The organism is Echinicola soli (genome assembly GCF_006575665.1).
GTDB classification, from domain to species: Bacteria; Bacteroidota; Bacteroidia; order Cytophagales; family Cyclobacteriaceae; genus Echinicola; species Echinicola soli.
On sequence record NZ_CP041253.1, the window covers coordinates 3,729,430 to 3,750,155 of the forward strand.

The following is a 20,726-nucleotide window of genomic DNA, read 5'->3' on the forward strand; positions in this document are numbered from 1 at the left end:
TTCGAGCCTTCGTGGCAAAAAAAGCAGGCCACCTGTTGTTCCGACAGCTGTGCTGCGGAACCGCGAGCAGTGAGTTTTTAACTCAACATTTGTTAAAGTACGGGCGGCATGGAGCGTTATTTCTTTTCTATTAAGAGGTATATTCAACGCCAATTGGTCAGCCCTGCCTTTAGGTGGGCTGGCTTGGTAACGAATAAGATACGGTAAAGCACAAAGCTCTAAGCCCCAAAGCTGTTTGTTTTCTACTGGCGTCCGACTAAATTTCAAATATGATCAAAAACTGTCTTTAAATAGATATTTGAAGGTTTTTATTCCAATCCCTAAATCCCCTAAAGGGGAGCTTTAGAAAGTCTCCTTTAGGGGATTTAGAGGTGAAAACAGGTGGTTTTTTTAATTTGACGATTGTTTTCTCGGACTCCAGTAATTGTTTTATGATTATACGCTTTTCTGCCAGTTTGAGCATATTCAGCAAACTGCCTTATATCAATCAATGATTAACATAAAAAAATTCGTGACAATCCGTGTAATTCGTGGACTTTCTTCTAATGAATTTGATTACTTGCACAATTCCGTATAATCACATTTGTTTTCCATGAAATTTGGGATTCTCCTTCATAACACTTTGTGTCTTGGCGACTTACCAAATGAATGGAACTTTCCCCTACCCCCAGAAATATTGCTTTAATGGTCATGTTGGGTAAGTGTGAATGCAAATTTCCATTATCAATTAATCAGTGACAATTTAACTATCTCCCCTTCATTTTTTTTAACGATCACAAATCCGTACCAATCGATTTAAGGTCAGGGGGATTGAACAATAGGACTTTTGAAGTGATAAATATAGATTATCGTAAAAAGACAGTTTTTGGTAATATTTAAATGTAATTGTTATTTTTTATTATACGAATAAATAATTATTAAAATATTAGATTGTAAATTTTAATATTATGTGTTAAAAATTTTGAATTAGTGATTGTTAGATATAGTTTTGGGACTACATTGTTTTGATGAGTTTAAAACAGTACAGTCATAATCTTTTCTTCGTCAATTAAGTATGGCGAATCTAAAACAAGATCATTTTAATAAAATTATGAACAAGTTAATTTGCTTTTTGATTATTACGGGACTAATGGTAGCTTCTGTCCAGTCGGTTTTAGCCCAAAAAAAGGTGGGCAGCAGGATTTACAAGTATGGGATATTAAAAGACCAGTTTGAAAATAAAGTACTTGTGTCTTTTGAAGAAGCTGATCCAAAGCTTAAAAACAAAACCGTAAAGTATTTTGAAAAAAAGGACTTAGTCTCGCTGTCTTGGGATGACCTGTTTATTCCTGGATCGGGTGAATATTCCGAGGAGGAATTCCTCAATGCGCTTGAGAAAAATAAGGTTAAAACATTGGTAGTTATTAAAGTGGTGGATTCCCATGAAGTTGGGTACAATTATACCAGTACAAGTGCATATAATAGTATAAGTCGATTTGGTAATTTGGAATTCAATGAAGGATCGAGGGAAACTTACTCAAAGGATGTAACCTATACAACAGATGTTTCTCTCACCATGTCCGTATTTACCGCAAAAGATGATTATATGAAACCTGTAGGGGTCTTGGAAGGCAAGGCGTATAATAGCTGGGGTGAGTACGGGAGTTTTGCCCATGTTGCCAGAAAAGTGATAAGAAGAATGTTGAGAAGTTTAGATAAAATGGAGGCATTATAAATAAAGCCGGTTAATTAATTGATTATTTTTCGAAAAGTAAGACTGATCCTTGGTCGGGTGACTTTTTTGGTGGGCGGCAAGCGATGGAGCCAGTGTTTTTGGGAACCCTCTCGCATGACGAGCAAGCTACCGTTTTCGAGTACCAAACTGACAGTTTGTTTGGTGGTTTTGTGCTTGAAGGAGAATTTGCGCTCTGCACCAAAAGAGAGGGAGGTCACGATAGGATCATCGCCAAGCATTTTTTCACCATCGCTGTGCCAGGCCATGCCTTCGCCGCCATCATGGTAGAGGTTTAGGAGGCAAGAATTAAAAAAATTTCCGGATTTCTCTTCCACGATGGCTTTGAGCACTTTTAATTCAGTGGTCCAAGGGAGTGCTTGTTTTGTGGTTCCGGAATAGCGGTACTCATAAGCCTCATCTCCATACCAAGCCACTTTGCGCTTGGTGACATAATGCTTCCCATAGAGCAGCGCCTCATCATGCCTCCATTCGATGTTTTGTAGCAGCTTTTCAAAATAGGAAGCGGATTGGTCGGCACTAAAGATTTTCCCATAATAATGCACCGTGCCATCAAAGGGCAAAATGTTTGGCAGACGATCTTGACTAAATAAATCCATGGATATTGCGAAGGTAAGGGTTTGAACCCAAAAATGGAATATTGGCACCAGTCGTCATTTCGATCTGCCGTGATCAAGCAAAGGAGAAATTTTATTACTGGGTCCGACTAAATTTCAAATATGATCAAAAGCGGTCTTTAAATAGAAATTTGAGGGTTTTTATTCCAATCCCTAAAATGACCCCCATCCCCAAAAGGGGGGCTTTAGAAAGTCCCCTTTTGAGGATTTAGGGGTGAAAGCAGTTGATTTTTTCAATCTGACGAATGTTTCCTCGGACACCAGTAAAATTTTATGGTTCTATATGATTTACTATGGGCAAACTGAGCGCTAGCGGGCTATGGAGATCGAAGCATCGCGTGGACGGATGAATTTGGGTGCCCATTCTCCTGATGCAGTCGATAATGATATATGTTTTCCTTGCCCATGGTCAGTACCTACGGCACTGTTAGGATGCTGTATCCAATTTCTGTTACCAAGCCAATGCTCCTAATGGAGCATCCTTGCTGACACTTCTGGCGGCTAAAATAGTGAGAAGGGAGTCCTGGCCAATCCCACTAGGCATTTAAGCCTGGTAAAATCAGGTTGCCTCCAGGGGGCTTTGTGCCGTAGGAACAAAACTATTTCCCTGATCTATCCGCACAAGTGGGACAGTCCCGTGAATAATTTACCCACAGTATTCCACATAGAGCCAATTTTATCGTCTTTATTATACCATTCCCTGATGGAGTTTCTTCCTGCCGTCAGAAAGAGAGTAAAATTGGTTAATTGAAGTTATTTAACTACATACAAGCAGGGAAATCTCTTTTAGATGACTGCATATTCCATTAGCTATGCCATTCTAACAATGGCTTTGTCATTTCGACGAATAGCCTGTCTCGATACATCGGGAAGGAATCTCTTACTTAAAATTGAGATCCCTCTCCATGTCCGGATGACCACGAATTAGAATTTATAAGCGGTTTCCCTGCACAAACTAGTAATTCCATTATTCCAAGATGATGAAAAGCTTAGTTAAATTCAGCATTCCCATGGCTTTTTTACTTTACTACACCTTCAGCGTCACAGCGGATGATTTTACTGGAAATATAGTAGCTCTTTCCGCCTGGACTGGTAAAATGGTAAGCAAGGTAGAAGGTCTTCTGGCCATTTTTCGGCAGTTTTACCTTCGCTTGGTAGTGCTTTACTGTTTTGGATTTCCATTTTTCATCCCTGAAATCCATGTCCTCTGGTGATGATGCCTCCCAGAGCAGCACCTTGTCGGGTTTATGGTCATTGAAGCTGCATGAAACGGCCAAATGCTTATTTCCTGATTTTTCGACATCCATCTTTACCTGTGGCAGGGCTTGCCGGAGGCATTGGTATTCCAAGAAGGCGCTGAGGTTTTGGAGGGCGACTTCCCCATTTCCCAGTCCATGTTCCACATTTGGAATGTACACCAAATCATTGTCTCCCGGGATTTCAGCCCAATAGTTTTTGGCCGCATCGATGGGCCAATAGGGGTCATTGGTGCCCATGAAAACCAGCTTGGGCATATCCAACTGGTCACGATAAGCATAAGGGTCTACCATGGAAATAGTGGCGGTTCCTTCTGGGGTGTTGGAGGTCTGTGGGATGCCGAGATCCACGTAATCTTGAATTTCAGGACTATAATCCTGCCACATTTCTATTTGATATTGCAAGCTGACGGGCATGTTCAGCACATCGATCACCATCGGTGCGATGGCATTGACACGGCTATCTTGACTTCCGGTCAGCCATGTGGTCCAGCCTCTTTTGGATAAGCCTGTCAGTAGAAAATGGTTAAGGATATGGCCGGTTTCATCTTTTGAAAATGCCGTGATGGCGTCCATAGCGCGTTGGACGGATTTTACCATGGGAAAGAGCAGCGGCCACGTTTCATCACCCGTTTCTTGGTATTGGTGCAGGGTATAAGAGATGATTTCATCTTCTACTTTTCCATCAAAAATCGGTTGGTTGGGCACTTGGAAGATGGCAGCGACGATGGCTTTGTTATCGATTGCCAAATTTTCAAGGCCCTTAACGACGGCATCATCACGGTCCCGTTGCTTTGGCAGGTTATTTTCCAGCCGGCCGCCACCGATATAAAGCATGGCCTGATCATACCTAACTTGGTCAGGCACCAGAATCACCAATCGGTGATTCCAGATATAGTCCTTCCACTTTTGGGAGGTGAGCAACAGCTCGTATTGTGTTTGGTGAGCGGATTTGATTTTATCCACTAGCTCCACCGCAAATTCTGGCGAAGGCGATGATAGAAAATTGGTGATGGCTTCGTTTTTTTCCTGAGCAAAGGCAGAAATTACGAAGGCTCCAGTCATCAACATGACCAGTATACTGTGACGTAAGTGATGCATCTTCATATAAAATTAACAACAAACAATAGCCCATAAGGGCTGATCCAAAGTTTAACTAGTGTAAAGTGTTTAAAAAGAAGAAGACAACTAAAATTACTTAAAAAAATATAAACCACAAGTGAAAAATATAAATATGATTAACTCCAAATCATTGGTTTTGAGTGTGTTACTGCTATGTCTTTTATGTGGATTCAAACTAGAGGTATCCGGTAAGTCCATCCTGGATCAAGATTCAGTTAGTTTTCCAGATAAGGTCCATTTGATGCCTACAGCAAAGCCAGACAGGATTATTCTCAATTTGGCAGCCAATCCATTGGAAGCAGTAGGCATCAACTGGCGCACGGCTGCCTCTGAATCGACCTCTTTCCTTCAGTTTGCTGTGGCTACAGCAGGGCCAGCATTCAGTAAAAAAGCTGAAACTGTGACTGCTACAACGAGTTACCTGGAAACACAACAAGACGATGAACCTGTGATCAGGGCCCATTACCACGAGGTGGATCTGACAGGGCTGACTCCAGGTCAAACTTACGTGTACCGAGTGGGATCAGATAAGGTCTGGAGTGAATGGTTTCAATTTAAAATGCCCAAGAAAGACGGTCCCGTTAGCTTGTTCTACTTTGGAGATGCCCAAAATGACGTTTCCTCCAAATGGAGCCGGGTCATTCGAGAAGCCTGTTTCCAATTTCCTCGGGTAGACTTTATGCTGTATGCGGGAGACCTGATCAATTATGAAGACGCGGACTTTGAGTGGGGAGGATGGTTTGAAGCTGGAAGTTTTGTCCATGCATCTGTACCGGTCATGATGACTCCCGGAAATCATGAATATGCCAAAGGTGTGATCCTGTCCAAGCACTGGAAACCTCAGTTTAACTTGCCTGAAAACGGGCCGGAAGGCTTGGAAGAAATGGCCTATGAAGTGAATTATCCAGATTTAAAGGTGATTTCATTGGATGCGGAACAAATAGATGAAATCCCAGCTCAAAAGATGGCTCAAGTAAAATGGCTAAGGGAAATCCTGGAAAAGAATCCAAAAAAGTGGACGATCATTACGTTTCATTATCCGATTTACTCCACCAAACCCAATCGCATCAATGAAGATATGCTAGCGTATATCAAACCCGTGCTCGAGGAATATAAAGTGGATATGGTGCTCCAAGGCCATGACCATGCCTATGCCCGTGGTCGTGTGACTTCTAAAAATGGAAAGGAATTATTGGGTGAAGGGCCAATGTATGTGGTATCAGTAAGTGGTCCTAAAATGTATGATATAGGAGATGACCCTTGGATGGACAGAAGGGCCTATATGACCCAGCTTTTCCAATGGATCAATATCGGTGGAGACCAACTGGAGTATCAGGCACTTACGGCCACTGGTGAACTGTATGATGCCTTTATCCTCCAAAAAGATGAGCAAGGGAAAAATACGCTAATAAATCACATTCCTGCCACCAAAGAGCGGGTTGGGGATAATAATCCCTGAATTTTAGGAAAAGGCTATAAGTACAACGTTTTTGTCTTTCGCTGGTTCTGGCCAGTTTGTTTTTCAGGAAAATGGTTTTTAGATGAGCGACTGTGTATTCTACTAGCTACGCTATTCTAACAATGCCTTTGTCATCCCGACGAAAGGAGGAATCTCTTAGTTAAAATTGAGATTCCTCCTCAAGTCGGAATGACATCGAATTAAAAATTGTGATTTATACAACATTTCTTTTAAAAGCGATTACCCTGGCCTGTTTTTGGGTTCGGTATGCCAAGCCCAGGTAGCCGACATCCTAGCAAACCATCCCTATACTAAAAGATGCTCTGATTGCCTTCAAGGACAAGGTGATGGTAGATATGGACATGAAGACAGACCAGGCAGATACCGTACTCCCAGTGGTGGAAGAACTGGGTACAGCTGTTAATATTACTGAGGATTTACAGGGCGAGTGAATGGGTGCCAGGACAACTGGCTATTGAATCCTATCCGAAACTACAAGAGCTGTTTTGTGGTGAGTGTTGAAGAATTTTACGACGATTGGGTATCGTTTTTTTCAGCTTTTTTGATAGTTGGGATACTATATTCTGCCCTTATTTCCGGACTGTCCTGATAGCAGACGGGCGAGGAGGGAGCTGCTTTTGGGCTAGGTGGTGGAGCATCTTTATTTTTACGCTGTTTGGACATGTTGGTTTAAGTAATTTTAATGTTAAATAAGTGATATCAAGTGATTTAAGCAAGTTTAATCCTAATTTTATTCATTACTTACCAAATGGTAATAGAGGTCTTCCGCTGCTTTTCGATTTTTGGAGAAAAGAATAAAACAGATGAAAAAAGTATTGCTAACAGGAGTGACAGGTTTTTTGGGTGCTCATACGGCCATTCGACTTTTGGAAAAGGGTTATGCCGTTACAGGGACATTTCGGAGCCAGAACAGAGCCAATGCCATCAGAAAGTTGATTGCTTCCCATACTGATAAGACTGCTTACCTAACATTAGAAGAAGCCGACCTGAATGATCCGATAGTTTGGAAGACCCTGACCAAGGAAGTGGATTTCGTTCAACATATAGCATCTCCATTTCCCAGGAACATGCCAAAACATGAGGAGGAACTCATCCATCCGGCCAAAGAAGGCACCCTGAACGTTTTGCGTGCTGCCCAAGGCAATGGGGTGAAGCGGGTAGTGGTGACCTCATCCATTGCAGCGGTAGTCTATGGTAAATCCTCTGATACGCTAACCAAAACCATGGATGAGGCAGATTGGACAGATCCTTCTAACCGAAAAGACACCACGCCTTATTTCCGAAGCAAGGCCATTGCCGAAAAGGCCGCTTGGGATTTTGCTTTTAAGCACCCTGAAATGGAATTGGTGACTGTATTGCCGGGGGCGATTCTTGGGCCGGTGTTGGAAGCTGATTTTGGAACATCGGCAAATATCGTGATCAAGCTACTGGATGGTAGCACCCCTGCTTTACCAAAGATTGGTTTTGATATCATCGATGTAAGATCAGTGGCAGATTTGCTTATATTGGCAATGGAAAAGAAACAAGCTGCCCATAACCGTTACCTGGCTTCTTCCGGATATCGAATGTTTAGTGAAATTGCTAAAGTGCTAAAGGAGAATTTCCCCGACCGGAAGCTGCCATCTTGGGAAATGCCCAATTTTTTGGTGAGGGTGTTTGCCAAAATTGATCCTTCAGTAGGTCCGATATTAGTGGATTTGGGAATAAAAAGGAAAGTCAATAATCAAAAAGCTGTTCGGGAGTTGGGTTGGAAGCCTAAATCCGTTGAGGAAGCGATTGTTTCTTGCGCCGAAAGTGTTATTGAAAAGGGAATTGTGAAATAAAATGGAAAAACTTACACGTGCATTGGAATTTGGAGGCATCCTTTCTGAGGGGGACATTGGTGCCGTAGCAGGTTCCTTCCGACAGAAAATGCTTAATTCTGGTGATCATTTTCACCGTATTGGAAAGGTTGCCAAAGAAATAGCCTTTGTAAACCATGGAGCGATACGGGTGTATGCCGCCGAAGCCAACGGAACTGAGGTCACCAAATATTTTGTCAGGCCAAACCAGTTTGCAGTGGAGCTTGAAAGTTATTATTCCGGACAGGTAGGGAAGGACGGTATTCAGGCAGTGATACCTACCGAAGTGTTTATTATCCACCAGAATACCTTTCAGCAGTTGTTGGAGAAAATTCCTAATTTGTTTATTTATTTTAAGGCAGTATCAGAAGCGCACTTGTTAAATAAAATCACAGACGGTGATTTTTTGAATTACGGTAGTTCGAAGACCAAATATGTGGAGTTTCTGCGTAGGTATCCTGATTTGGCCCATCAGGTTCCTTTGCAGTATATTGCTTCATATCTAAAAATTACGCCGCAATCTCTGAGCAGGATCAGGCGACAGTTGATGGAGGATAGGGTTTGATATGCTTCGCCACATGCGAGGGACTTGATGTGGTAACCTCCTTAATTTAAGTTGTTAGTACCTGTCCCCATTTTTAATATTCAATCGTCATAAGGGTGAATCAAAAATAATAAAACGATGAAAGAATTTGCATTGATTTTCAGACTTAAGGACATGGCGGATTTCAAGCCATCTCCAGAACAAATGCAGGAGCGCATGAATTGGCTTGGGGGAATTGCCGCCCAAAACAAGCTGGTGGATAAAGGAAACACCTTACTTCCAATCCCGGGTAGTGCCAAAACGGTCAAGCCAGACAATGTGATCACTGATGGCCCCTATACCGAAATAAAGGAATTTATCAGTGGTTATATTGTGGTCAAGGCAGCGGATATTGACGAAGCTGTGGAAATGGCGCAAGGAAACCCAATCTTTAAGATTGGCGGGAACATAGAAGTGAGGGAAGTATTGAAAAGGGATTAGTTTTGGCAAAAACGAATAGCTATCCTGAGCTTTTGCCTCACCTGTTCAGAGAGGAATATTCCAAGATGACGGCCGTGCTGTGCCGTCATTTTGGCTTAAAGCATATAGAGATAGCTGAGGATATCGTAAGCGATGCATTTTTAAAGGCCTCAGAAATATGGGCACTTGAAGGAGTTCCTGAAAACCCTAGAGCATGGCTCTATAAAGTGGCCAAAAATAAAACCAAGGACTATTTTAAGCACTTATATGTATTTGAGGAAAAGGTAAAAACTGATTTGCCGAAAACAATGATGGCCGAGACGCAAGTAGCCTTTGACGAGGAAAACATCAGAGATAGCCAGCTAGCCATGATATTTGTGGTTTGCTCACCGATTAACGCTCAAGAAAGCCAGATATCCCTGGCGCTGCAAATTCTATGTGGCTTCAGTGTAGAAGAGATTGCCAATGCTTTTTTGTCCAAAAGGGAAACCATCAAAAAGAGACTGCTCCGTGCGCGAAAGAACCTTCGAAAAGCCAATTTTGATATCCAATTACTCTCTGACAATGCCATTCAAGAGCGGCTTTCGCCAGTATTAAGAACCATATATTTATTGTTCAACGAAGGTTATTCTTCCAATCATCCCGAGCATCCCATTCGCAAAGAACTTTGTTCAGAGGCAATGAGGCTGGCGGTTGTTTTAACAGAAAATGACATTACCAATTTACCAGTGACCAACGCTTTGTTGGCATTAATGTGTTTTCAGGCTTCGCGATTGGAGGCCAGACAGGAGGAGAATGGCGAGGTCATCCTTTTTGAAGAGCAGGACAAGTCCAAGTGGGATCAATCCCTTATCCAAAGAGGAAATTATTTTTTGATCGAAGCCTGCAAGGGAGAGCAGCTTTCAAAGTACCATTTGGAGGCAGCTATTGCATACTGGCATTCCGCTGCAGTGGGAGAAGAAAAATGGCCACATATCTTGCAAAGGTACAACCAGCTTATCCTTATTGAATATTCACCGATCACTGCTATGAATAGGGTATTTGCATATTCCAAAGTATATGGAGCAAAGAGCGCATTGATGGAGGCTGAAAAATTAGATTTGGCTGATAATAGCCATTACCATGCCTTGATGGGATATTTGTTTGCTAACGAAATTCCCGAAAAGGCAGTGGCATATTATACAAGTGCTATCCAACTGAGCAACTCAAAAAGTGAAAAATTGACCTTACAGAAACAACTCGATCGGATGAAGTCGAAAAAGCAATGAAAGATGATGATTCTGCATACTTCCAGAAAAAAACACCCAATGCTTATTCTTACTTGTTGGGGCAGGTTTTGAAAAGGGAAATTTTAAGAGATGCCCAATACGCTCCACTTTGGGGTGTGTGAAGAAATCATCAGATCAGGGGGTCAACTGTTTTTCTTCCCTATTGATAGAAAAAACAAACAATCGCCCCCAAAAATAATGACTTTACAATTCCTTTCCATTGATCTTGACATTTTTCATGATCAAGTTGTCGATATATTCCGGCTTGGTTTCTTGGTCCGGTGAGGTAGACAGCTTAACGTTTTCCATGGTCACATTGGAGACTTTATATTGATCAGAAGCCCTGGAATTAAAGATCCGATCACAATCTAGATCGATATTACGGAAAGTAATGTGATTACCTTTTGAGAACTTGATGCCCGTTTCGCCCTTGAGGTCAAAGAATTGCGTCCATGGACTGAAGTTAAACATGTTTTTGGCACTGCCCGTGATATCTTCAAGAGTGATGTACTCATAGTTTTGTGGTGTATCAGGGCGCATTTTTAGCAGAAATAGGCGCTTGGCATCCGTAACTTTTATCCTTCTTAAAATGATGTTCCTATTGTGAATAGATTCACTGCCGCAGGTCAATGCACTATGGCAAAATCCAAATTCGCAGTCTTCCACAATGATATTATAATTTCCTCCATTGTTGGGGTCAGTATCGGCTTTAGGGCCTTTACCTCCCTTGAGTGCAATCGCATCGTCATTGACAGACATAAAGCAATTTTTTACCAATACGTTTTTACAGGCATCTAAGTCGATGGCATCTGAGCTCGGTGCTTTTTCAGTGGTGTGGGGAGCAAAAATATGGAGGTTCAGAATTTTCACATTTTCACATTTGTAATAGTGCGATGTCCAGAAAGGGGAGTTGATCAGGCGGATGCCAGATACTTGGATATTTTTACTGTTAGAAATATAAAGCACACGTGGACGCATTTCGTCCATGTTGGTACAGTTTTTATTAAACTGACGGCGGATCCAGAAATGACGCCAGTAGCGGTGGCCATTGCCATTAAGGGTGCCTTTCCCGGAAATGGTAAAACCGTCCATTCCATCGGCATTTACCAAAGCGGCAAAGTACTTCAGCGTTTGTCCTTCCATTCTAGTTTCCAATAATTTGAAATGGGTAATGTCATCGCTTCCTTTCAGGACCGCGTTTCTTTCGAGGTGTAGGTGAGTGCCTGGTTTGAAAAACAGGGATCCACTTAGGAAGGTGCCCGCTGGAACGATAATCACGCCACCACCTTGCTCATGTGCTTGGTCAATGACTGCTTGGATCTTTTCGGTCTGTAAAACCGTGCTGTCACTGACCACGCCATAATCTGTGATCCGGTAGTGTTTTCCCAATTTATCGATATCGGTGGGTTCGATTTCCCTAAACCAATCGGGGATGGGCGTGCCATCCGGAAATACGTCGTCCTGAGCCATTACCGGGCCTAAACTGGTCATTAACATAAAAAAAAGGAAGAGGAAACTTTTCATGGATGAATCTTGGATTTATACGTTTTAGTTGTGTTTAAATGCGGGCTAATTACTTATGGTTGGAAATTAATTGATTGGGTTTACATATCAATCCTGTATCGTTATGGTTTCCTGTAAGAAAGTGGGAGACAGGGTAGGTTTTCTGCCATTTGGGTGCCTCAATTTAGAAAGGCCTTACACTGAAAAGGAGCAGAAGATAGATCAAGGAATATTGCTGGGGAGCCTGCTATCAATCAATAAAAACACTTATTTGTATCAATGGGGAGGGCAAAGGTGCAGAGGCAATAAGGAAAGTCCCCTCACTGCCTCTGTGATGATTTGGCCTTGTAGACTGGTATTCCATGATTTATGGAGAAGGCCTTTGGGCTTTGGAAAACCGTGCCTTCTAGGAGTGGTTTTGCCGGTCATATCTTTCTATTTCACTGATTCACTAATTAGCCTCACCATCAAGTCATTAAGGTATTCGACCTCATATTCTCCGATGGAGGGTTCCAAGTGGTCATGACCGATGCCGCTGTGGTTGGTAATGAAAACATAGGTGCCATTGGTGATGATGCCTAAGAATCGCATTAGAAATTCGGTTTCCTTATCTATTCCACTAGCGGTAACAGGGATGATTTTGATGCCTTTGGCGGCAGCCAATTTGGTAAGGTCATGGATTTCATCTATGATTTGGTCGTCATGATGTGGCGGGGCATCCAGCAATAAAAAGAGTAGCCTCGTCTTGGCTTGAGTGGACCATTGCAAGTCGTTCATGGCTTTGGAAAGTGCCGTATGGACGGCCTCAGGAAAATCACCGCCTCCATTGGCTTCTTGGTCTTTTATAAATGACAGCGTAGTTTCTATAGTGGAAGTGAAGGGAGATTGGCGGGTCAAGTATTCATCGCCAGTATCCCGGTAAAATACCGTTCCAGTTAAAAATTCCGTTCTAGGGTTTTCTGATTTTGCCCTTTGGATTACATCGAGCAGCTCAGTCTTTAAATATTTCAATTCATCCCCCATGGATCCGGTCGCATCCACTACAAAGGCGATTTCTGCTTGATTTGAAGGGTAGTTACTCGGCGTATAGGCGATTTGAAGGGGGTGTTGGGAATTGGTTTGGGAGACATTGATAATTTTATTGCCACCATCGATAGCAATGGTCAGGTTTTCTGCCTTTACTCTTGCCAATGCATTAGTGAAGACATCTCCCCATAATTCTACTCGGCCTTTATTGTCTGTCCTTGCCTGCCAAATGGTTTCATTACCAGCCTTCAATGAGACAGGAACATCTACAACAGGTTGTCCATTGGGTCGATTGATGTGAATAGGAATCCGGTGTTGGAAGTCCATTCCCCAATATTCGGGCATGTGCTCAAAATCCTTTTCGTTAAATAGGTTTTGCCAAAATTCCCATTGGCTCAGGTCATGCCATTCCCCGGCGGTAATCACTCCGGGCTGTGGTGCCTGGCCCTGGCCATTTCCACTTCCTGAAGAAGCTCCTTCACCTGAAAATGAACCATCAAGCTTGCCGTAACTGGCATCGGATTCAGGGTCTGAATTACCCAAGTGACTTTCACAGCCCAAAAGACTTATTATGCCAGCCAAAAATAAAAAAGAAGGTAGTAATGATCTTTTCATAATAAAATAGATTTAGGTCTTAATGTCCTGACGAAATTTAATCTGTTTTTGTCTCACCGAATAGGGAAATATTTCGTCTATTGGTTTTTAACCTTATCAATAGTGTTCTGGCTCCCTTGTTTTTCATGAGTGGCTGCCAGGGCCCTTCCAAAGAAGGACAGGAAGGGCCAAAACGATCCAATATAATTCTGATCATGTCAGATGATATGTAACATTCGGACATAAACATTCCTGAATCAGGAATATTATCTGGCGGCTTGTCAGTGAAATGTTTATTGTGGATAAAACGTTGTTTTTATGCTCTCAAAATATATGGAAAGGCGCTGGATATTCGTCTTTTGACGCTTCTATTATTTGAATCTATGCATTTGGAAGTGGTTGGAACTATGGGGTTTAATGGTTTCCTGTTTAATAACCATCAATTAAATAACAAATTTCTGTCACGACTTAAAAACTCAGATCATTTTTACTTCGTGATTTTATGGAATGAATTTTTTATTTGGGGAATTATCGTTAAGTTTAAATGTTTAAACATATAAGCTTTTCAATAACCCAAAAAACTATGAAAACACATTTATGCTTACACACAAAGTATGAAGTGATGTGGAAGGTCCCCGTGGCCTGTATCGCTTTTATGCTTTTGTTGTTGTTCCAGATGACGGGTTATGCCCAAGAGCAGGGCAAAACCTACAATGGTGTGGTGTATGACAATGCCACCAAAGAACCACTCCCGGGAGTGAACATCCTTGTAAAGGGTACAGGACAAGGGGTTGTCAGTGATATTGACGGTAAGTTTAGCATTACCATTGACACCCCGGATCCGGTTTTGATCTTCAGTTTTATCGGTATGGAATCACTGGAATATCCCCTTACAGGACAGACCGAGCTCGAGATCAATATGGATCCCAGCGAGGATAGCCTCGATGAGGTAGTCGTAGTGGGGTATGGTACCCAGAAAAAATCTGACCTGACCGGTTCGGTAGGTGTGGTCGGAGGGGATGAAATCCTCAAAGCGCCAGTGGCAAATGCCCTACAGGGTATGAAGGGAAAAGTAGCCGGCGTAAATGTATTTTTGAACTCAGGGTCACCATCCTCCAGTCCCAGGGTACTTATACGCGGATTAGGAACCATTAACTCGTCATCTCAGCCGCTCTATGTGGTAGATGGCGTGGTCATGGAGAACATAGAATTTTTAAATCCCAATGACATTGAGAGCATGGAAGTCTTGAAAGATGCTTCTTCCACCGCAATCTATGGTGCACGTGGGGCCAACGGTGTGGTAATGGTCACCACCAAAAGAGGGGCCAAAAACACCGGCACCACTATTGGATATGATGGCTATTTCAGTGTAGGGGTACTGCCAAAAAAAATGGATGTGCTCAATGCGGAGGAATTTATGGAAGTCCTGGAACAGGGATTTGCCAACCACAATAAATATCGACCGGATTCGCCCATTCCGGATTTTACCAAAAACGATCCTAATCTTTTTGATGAAAATGGCAATCCGTTATATGATACCGATTGGCAGGAGGAAGCTACCAGGACTGCCCTTTCCCATAACCATCAATTGTCCTATCGTTCCAAGGCGGAGAAATCCTCTTTTGGTGCCTTTGTCAATTATACCGACATGCAGGGCATTATGCTGAACAACTATCTAAAACGTGTAAATGGCAAGTTTGCATTCGATGCCGATCCAAAAGAATGGCTTTCGGTTGGGCTGAACCTGTTGGCCAACAGTACAACCGAGAACGTATTTGAGGAAAGTGGGGGTCACCAGATGCCAAGACGTTCCATGATCGAGATGCCTGCCATTTTCCCTGTCAAGTTTCCCGACGGCACTTGGAGCAATTCCAGTATGGTCGAAGATCCCTATGGATTAGAAGCCATTCCCAATCCTGTACACGTGCTGACCACACAGGACAGGCTTAGAAAAAGGACCAAACTGTTCGGGAACATCTATACGACTTTCCATATCCTTCCCGGACTTGATCTTAGAACACAGTTTGGTTTTGATAAAAATGACTTTAATGAGCAGATTTACAGTCCAACTGACCTGATCAATATCTCCTCGCCAAACGGTTACGCTTATTTGGCCAATGAAAGAGTGTTGTATTGGCAGCAAGAAAACTATTTGACCTATACCAAGGATTTTGGGGATCATGGGTTAAATGCAATGGCCGGGCTTAGTTGGCAAAAAAGAACTTCAGAATACTTTAATGTAAGTGCCACGGGATTTTCCGATGATACCTTTAAGTTTAACAGGATGCAGTCGGCCAGTCAGCCGGGAACACCCAATTCAGGATATGATGAATGGAGCATGAATTCCTATTTTTTACGAGGCAATTACAATTATAAAAGCAAATACCTGCTGACCTTTACCGGAAGAGTGGACGGTTCATCCAGGTTTGGTGAAAACAACAAGTATGGGGTGTTCCCATCCGTTGGTGTGGGCTATGTGCTTTCAAAAGAACCTTTTATGCAAGGCCTGTCCGGTACCGTGGATGAGTTCAAGATCAGGTCAAGTTATGGGATTACGGGAAATACCGAAATCCCTACCTACCAATCCCTGGGTACAGTTTCGACCGGTACCACGCTGATCAACGGATCCAGGGCTCCCATCAGCTATGTCAACAGGCTTCCCAACCCGGACCTGGAATGGGAAAAGACACGCCAGTTTGATATAGGGATGGACCTGACACTCATGGAAAGGGCATTGGTATTCAGTTTTGATTATTACCATAAACTGACCACTGACCTGTTGCTGGACAGACCAGTTCCTTCTTCCACCGGTTTTGCCGCTGTCAGGGACAATATTGGATCGGTATCCAATAAAGGAATTGAAGTGTTGGTGCGGGCCTTTCCAGTTACCAATGCCGATTTCAGCTGGGAGTCTACCCTGAATTTTTCCTATAACAAGAACCAAATCGAACAGCTTGGAGAAAATGACGAGGACATCTTTCCCGGCCCCAACTGGGTTTCTGGTAGCCAGACCATTTTGCGTGTGGGCGAGTCCCTGAGTTCTTTCTGGGGTTACGAACGATTGGGCACCTGGGGTACGGACGAAGCAACGGAAGCGGCTGAAGTCGGAGCCATCCCCGGAGAAGCGAAGCGGAGTGCTGAAAGAAAGATCATAGGAAACGGACTTCCGCATTGGACAGGGAGTTTTATCAATAATTTCTATTATGGTAATTTTGACCTTACCCTGGACGTGCAGTTTGTGGCAGGCGTGGATATCCTGCAGCAATTTTTCCATTCTACCCAAGATCGTACCGGTTATGCCAGCGGCCTGAAGGACGTGCTCTATGATGCATGGACAGAGACCAATCAGAACACCATGGTACAACAGATCAGAAACGGGCCATATTCGGGACAGAACAGTGAAGTAGACAGCCATTGGGTTGCAGATGGTTCTTATATCAGGGGTAACTTGATCTCGCTGGGTTACTCATTTGACCAGTCTTTATTGGACAGGATCGGCATGAATAAGCTGAGGGTATATGCCAGTGTGCAGAATGCCTTCCTTATACATTCCGATGAATTTAAAGGATATGACCCTGAGGCTTCTTCTTGGGAAGGCAACCAATGGGGCCAGAACATCTTCTTTTTCCAATATCCTCGGCCAAGGACCTTTACCCTTGGATTGAGCCTGCAGTTTTAACCAAAAAATTAATCTCATGAAAAAGTTATCGATTATATACTTGGTGGCAGTGGTGCTTTTATCTTCCTGTGAGGGCTTTTTGGAAGAAAAGCCCAAGGATGAAGTGTCCTCCACCCAATATTTTGCGCGGCCGGAACATGCCCGGGACGCAGTAAACGCATTGTACAGGACTGGGGCCATGCAGCTTTATGAGGCCAATGGCTCCTATGCCGGGGCAAGGATCATGTTCGGTCCTTATTTGTCCGGATTTGTGGACAATGAATACAAAGGCCAGGAAGTACACGTACAACGGGGACAGACCATGACCTACGATGGCTTGAACCTGTCGAGTTACTTTAATTCCATGTGGTCCGACATGTACGTGGGGATATCCAGGGCAAACAATGCCATTAAATATATTCCAGAGACTCCCGGACTTTCGGAAAGCGAAATGAACAAATACATGGCAGAAGCCCGGTTTTTTAGGGCGTTCAACTATTATTATCTGGTAAGGATGTTTGGGGCGGTTCCCTTGATTACAGAACCCTATGAGAGTTTGGAAGAACTGTTTCCCGAGCGGACAGCTCCATCTCAGGTCTATGCCCTGATCACCGAGGATCTGGAAGCAGCCATTTCAAGTGGGGGATTGGCCGATGTTTCCATGACATCAAACAGCGGCAGGATTTCCGCATCAGTAGCCCAGACAGTGTTAGCTGAAGTATACTTGACCATGAGCGGTGAAGCGGTAGGGCAGGATAACTATGCCAATGCGGCACAGGTCGCCAGGGAGATAGTGGATTCCGGACAATATTCCCTGGTCCAGCATTCTAAGAATGGACAGGGGCAACTCACTGAAAACGGGTCTGCCTATAACAAATTAAAGGACAGTGAACAGGTGCCCGGGGAATATATCTATTATTACGAATATGAGATAGGGATTGCCAACAATATCTATCCAAGTTGGTGCTATCCTTCCACTATTTCGCCCTTACTGGCCTATGCCATTGCAAACAATGCTTATGGCCCGACCAATGACCTGATCGCCTCCTATGATCCGGAAAATGACCTTCGTGTGCAGGAAAAACAGTATTTCCATTCTTCCATAGAATTGGATGGGGAAACTGTTGAATTCCAACGGGCTCCCTTCATGTGGGAGAATAAGGAAGCTGCCTACGAAACGGCACTTTCGGGACGTGAAATGCCGATCTATACCTATGCCGATGTGCTATTGATCGGTGCTGAGGCAATAGCCCGGTCAGAAGGGGTGACCAGTGAAGCGGTGGACTACCTTGCCCAAATCCGGGAAAGGGCTTACTGGAACAGTTCTTCGGCAGCCATTCGAAGTGAGCTGGCCACCATGTCGACTGATCAGTTTGTAGAAGAGGTTTGGAAAGAAAGGGTGAGGGAGCTTGTATTTGAGTTTCCTATTTGGTTTGATGTCATGCGAACAGGCAAATTTCCAAGGCCGGTAGGAGATGGTTCGGGAGAAATAACGTTTGTCGATGCGGTCGGTGCCACCAACTATTTTAATGGTACCATTAAAGCACAAAACATGCTATATCCTTTGCCCGAGCAGGAATTGCAGCGCAATCCTTCGCTGGAACAAAACCCTGGGTATGCCAATTGATCCTTGAGAAATAATGCTAAGGCTGTTCCGAGCCATGTTGATGTTGGCTCGGAACAGCCGTTTTTTCAAGAACCCTTTTCAGCGCAGGGAGCAATGATAAGGTCATCTTGTTACTTTTTGTTGGCAACTGATATGGAATAAAGCACCCGGCCCAGAGGGAAGATGTCCCCGGGGTATACAATCGAAATTCGCAAAAATTATTATAACAATGAACAGATTGAGCAATCAGCCACAGGTACCCGTTTACGATACGGATCAACCATTGAATTCCTACACCTTATTTCCATCCTTTGACTTGGGATCCTCAAGGATTAGTTATGGTTACGAGAGCCTCTTCGACCAGGTATTTGCCGGGCAGGTGGTCCTAATGGACGGCTATGTTGGAGTGGACTGGCGGGAAATCAGCACTAAACTAAAGCATTACTTGGCCAACAAGGACTTTACGTTTACACTGGTAAATATGGCCGATTTCTATAAGCCAACCAATGAGATTCTAGAAATGATTGCCCCGGATCTTGGAGGGGACGATCCGGTTTTCGGAAAAAAGACCCAACGAAATATGGCCGATTACATTGATTGGGGAAAACTGGAGACCTTACAGCTTTCAACGGATCATATTACGGTCATTTACGGTTGTGGTGCCGCCCAAACGGGGATTAAGGGAAAACTGGTCTATTTTGATCTTCCTAAAAACGAACTGCAATATCGTATGCGTGCGGGCAGTGTCCAAAACCTCGGTTGTAGCGGACAGCAAAAGAATGCCAAGCAAATGTACAAGCATTTTTTCTTTGTGGACTGGGAAATCTGCAACAGGGAGAAGAAGGCCTTATTGGCCAAGTTGGATTATGTGGTGGACCAACAACGTCCTGACCATCCTACCTGGATGAGCGGGGAGGATTTTCGGCAAGGGCTGGAAGCCATGTCCCACGCTTATTTCAGGGTCCGTCCGTGGTTTGAGCCGGGTGTTTGGGGCGGGCAATGGCTTCGTGAGCATATCCCGGAGCTTCCACAGAATGAGCCCAACTATGCCTGGTCCTTTGAGATGATTGTTCCCGAGAACGGTTTGATCTTTTCTTCCGAAGGCCTTCTCTTGGAGGTGTCCTTTGATTGGTTGATGTATCAGGCTGGGGAAAATATCTTGGGCAAGGCCCATCATCGGTTTGGCGATGATTTTCCCATCCGATTTGACTTTTTGGATACCTTCGACGGGGGAAACCTATCCCTACAGTGTCATCCAACCGATGCGTATGCAAAAGCCCATTTTGGCGAAAAATTCACCCAAGATGAGACCTATTATATTATGGATAACCGACCTGGTGCCAATGTTTACCTGGGCTTCCAAAAGGACATTGAACCGGAGAGATTCAAAAAGGAACTGGAAAAATCCATTCATGAGAAATCAGTCCTGGAAGTAGAGCGCTTTGTTCAAAAACTTCCCAGCCAAAAGCATGGGCTTTACCTAATCCCCAATGGCACCGTTCATTGCTCAGGAGTGGACAACCTGGTATTGGAGATCAGTGCTACCCCTTATATCTACACCTTTAAAATGTACGATTGGCAACGATTGGACCTAAATGGAGAACCTCGGCCTTTAAATGTGGAACGGGCCTTTGACAATTTGGATTTTGAAAGAAAAGGGGAAGAAGTCCAACGTACCCTGGTGTCACGTCCTGAAGTGATTGCCTCCGGATCGGATTGGCAATTGGTGGAATTGCCTACCCATGAACAACATTTTTACAAAGTCATGCGCTATGAATTTGATACCGAAATTTCTGTTCCCACAGATGGGCAATGCCATTTGTTGATGTTGGTCGAAGGAGAAACCATTTCCCTGTCCACCGAAAATGGAGGGCAAGCCAAGTTTCATTATGCAGAAACATTTGCTGTTCCTGCCGCTGCCGGTAGCTACAAATTGAAAAACCATGGAGCCTCCCGGGCGATGGTGATCATTTCCTTCGTCAAGGATTCCGCCTGTTAGATTGGGCTGATCAATACAATA

The 20,726-nt window shown here is 43.7% G+C and carries 14 protein-coding genes; 9 read left to right on the forward strand and 5 right to left on the reverse strand.

Annotated features, from left to right (window positions below):
• Window positions 1-1,090 precede the first annotated feature (1,090 nt).
• Window positions 1,091-1,714, forward strand: coding sequence for a hypothetical protein (locus FKX85_RS14750; protein WP_141615467.1), 624 nt, complete (start codon window positions 1,091-1,093; stop codon window positions 1,712-1,714).
• Between the two features lie 14 nt (window positions 1,715-1,728).
• On the opposite strand, the gene FKX85_RS14755 is transcribed toward FKX85_RS14750, so the two are convergent.
• Together FKX85_RS14755 and FKX85_RS14760 are read right to left on the reverse strand one after the other, a co-directional pair.
• Complete coding sequence (locus tag FKX85_RS14755) at window positions 1,729-2,331, reverse strand: alpha-ketoglutarate-dependent dioxygenase AlkB family protein (RefSeq protein WP_141615468.1); 603 nt, start codon at window positions 2,329-2,331, stop codon at window positions 1,729-1,731.
• Between the two features lie 1,037 nt (window positions 2,332-3,368).
• The gene (locus FKX85_RS14760; protein ID WP_141615469.1) at window positions 3,369-4,706 is read right to left on the reverse strand and encodes a PhoPQ-activated pathogenicity-related family protein; all 1,338 of its coding nucleotides are present in this window, start codon (window positions 4,704-4,706) and stop codon (window positions 3,369-3,371) included.
• 133 nt (window positions 4,707-4,839) lie between these two features.
• On the opposite strand from FKX85_RS14760, the gene FKX85_RS14765 reads away from it, so the two are divergent.
• From FKX85_RS14765 to FKX85_RS14785, 5 genes are all read left to right on the forward strand, one after another.
• Window positions 4,840-6,186, forward strand: a complete 1,347-nt coding sequence (locus FKX85_RS14765; protein WP_141615470.1) for a purple acid phosphatase family protein — start codon at window positions 4,840-4,842, stop codon at window positions 6,184-6,186.
• 824 nt (window positions 6,187-7,010) lie between these two features.
• Complete coding sequence (locus FKX85_RS14770) at window positions 7,011-8,030, forward strand: SDR family oxidoreductase (RefSeq protein WP_141615471.1); 1,020 nt, start codon at window positions 7,011-7,013, stop codon at window positions 8,028-8,030.
• 1 nt (window position 8,031) lies between these two features.
• On the forward strand, window positions 8,032-8,613 hold the full coding sequence (locus FKX85_RS14775; RefSeq protein ID WP_141615472.1) for a Crp/Fnr family transcriptional regulator: 582 nt from the start codon (window positions 8,032-8,034) through the stop codon (window positions 8,611-8,613).
• A 117-nt stretch (window positions 8,614-8,730) separates the two neighbouring features.
• Window positions 8,731-9,072, forward strand: a complete 342-nt coding sequence (locus FKX85_RS14780) for a YciI family protein (protein ID WP_141615473.1) — start codon at window positions 8,731-8,733, stop codon at window positions 9,070-9,072.
• Between the two features lie 2 nt (window positions 9,073-9,074).
• On the forward strand, window positions 9,075-10,319 hold the full coding sequence (locus FKX85_RS14785; RefSeq protein ID WP_229239635.1) for an RNA polymerase sigma factor: 1,245 nt from the start codon (window positions 9,075-9,077) through the stop codon (window positions 10,317-10,319).
• Window positions 10,320-10,523: 204 nt separating this feature from the next.
• Here the strand turns inward: FKX85_RS14785 and FKX85_RS14790 are convergent, their stop codons facing one another.
• The 3 genes from FKX85_RS14790 to FKX85_RS21465 all read right to left on the reverse strand — a co-directional run bounded on the left by FKX85_RS14790 (window position 10,524) and on the right by FKX85_RS21465 (window position 13,659).
• On the reverse strand, window positions 10,524-11,843 hold the full coding sequence (locus tag FKX85_RS14790; RefSeq protein WP_141615474.1) for a rhamnogalacturonidase: 1,320 nt from the start codon (window positions 11,841-11,843) through the stop codon (window positions 10,524-10,526).
• A 414-nt stretch (window positions 11,844-12,257) separates the two neighbouring features.
• On the reverse strand, window positions 12,258-13,463 hold the full coding sequence (locus FKX85_RS14795) for a vWA domain-containing protein (RefSeq protein ID WP_141615475.1): 1,206 nt from the start codon (window positions 13,461-13,463) through the stop codon (window positions 12,258-12,260).
• A 37-nt stretch (window positions 13,464-13,500) separates the two neighbouring features.
• Window positions 13,501-13,659, reverse strand: a complete 159-nt coding sequence (locus FKX85_RS21465) for a hypothetical protein (RefSeq protein WP_168196270.1) — start codon at window positions 13,657-13,659, stop codon at window positions 13,501-13,503.
• 366 nt (window positions 13,660-14,025) lie between these two features.
• Here FKX85_RS21465 and FKX85_RS14800 point away from each other — a divergent pair, with 366 nt between their 5' ends.
• From FKX85_RS14800 to FKX85_RS14810, 3 genes are all read left to right on the forward strand, one after another.
• Window positions 14,026-17,121 (forward strand): SusC/RagA family TonB-linked outer membrane protein, encoded by a 3,096-nt coding sequence (locus tag FKX85_RS14800; RefSeq protein WP_229239636.1) that lies wholly within the window; start codon window positions 14,026-14,028, stop codon window positions 17,119-17,121.
• Window positions 17,122-17,137: 16 nt separating this feature from the next.
• Window positions 17,138-18,727, forward strand: a complete 1,590-nt coding sequence (locus tag FKX85_RS14805; protein ID WP_141615476.1) for a RagB/SusD family nutrient uptake outer membrane protein — start codon at window positions 17,138-17,140, stop codon at window positions 18,725-18,727.
• A 208-nt stretch (window positions 18,728-18,935) separates the two neighbouring features.
• Window positions 18,936-20,705 carry a class I mannose-6-phosphate isomerase gene (locus FKX85_RS14810; RefSeq protein WP_141615477.1) on the forward strand — a complete coding sequence of 590 codons (1,770 nt, stop codon included), beginning with the start codon at window positions 18,936-18,938 and terminating at the stop codon, window positions 20,703-20,705.
• The last annotated feature ends 21 nt before the right edge of the window (window positions 20,706-20,726 follow it).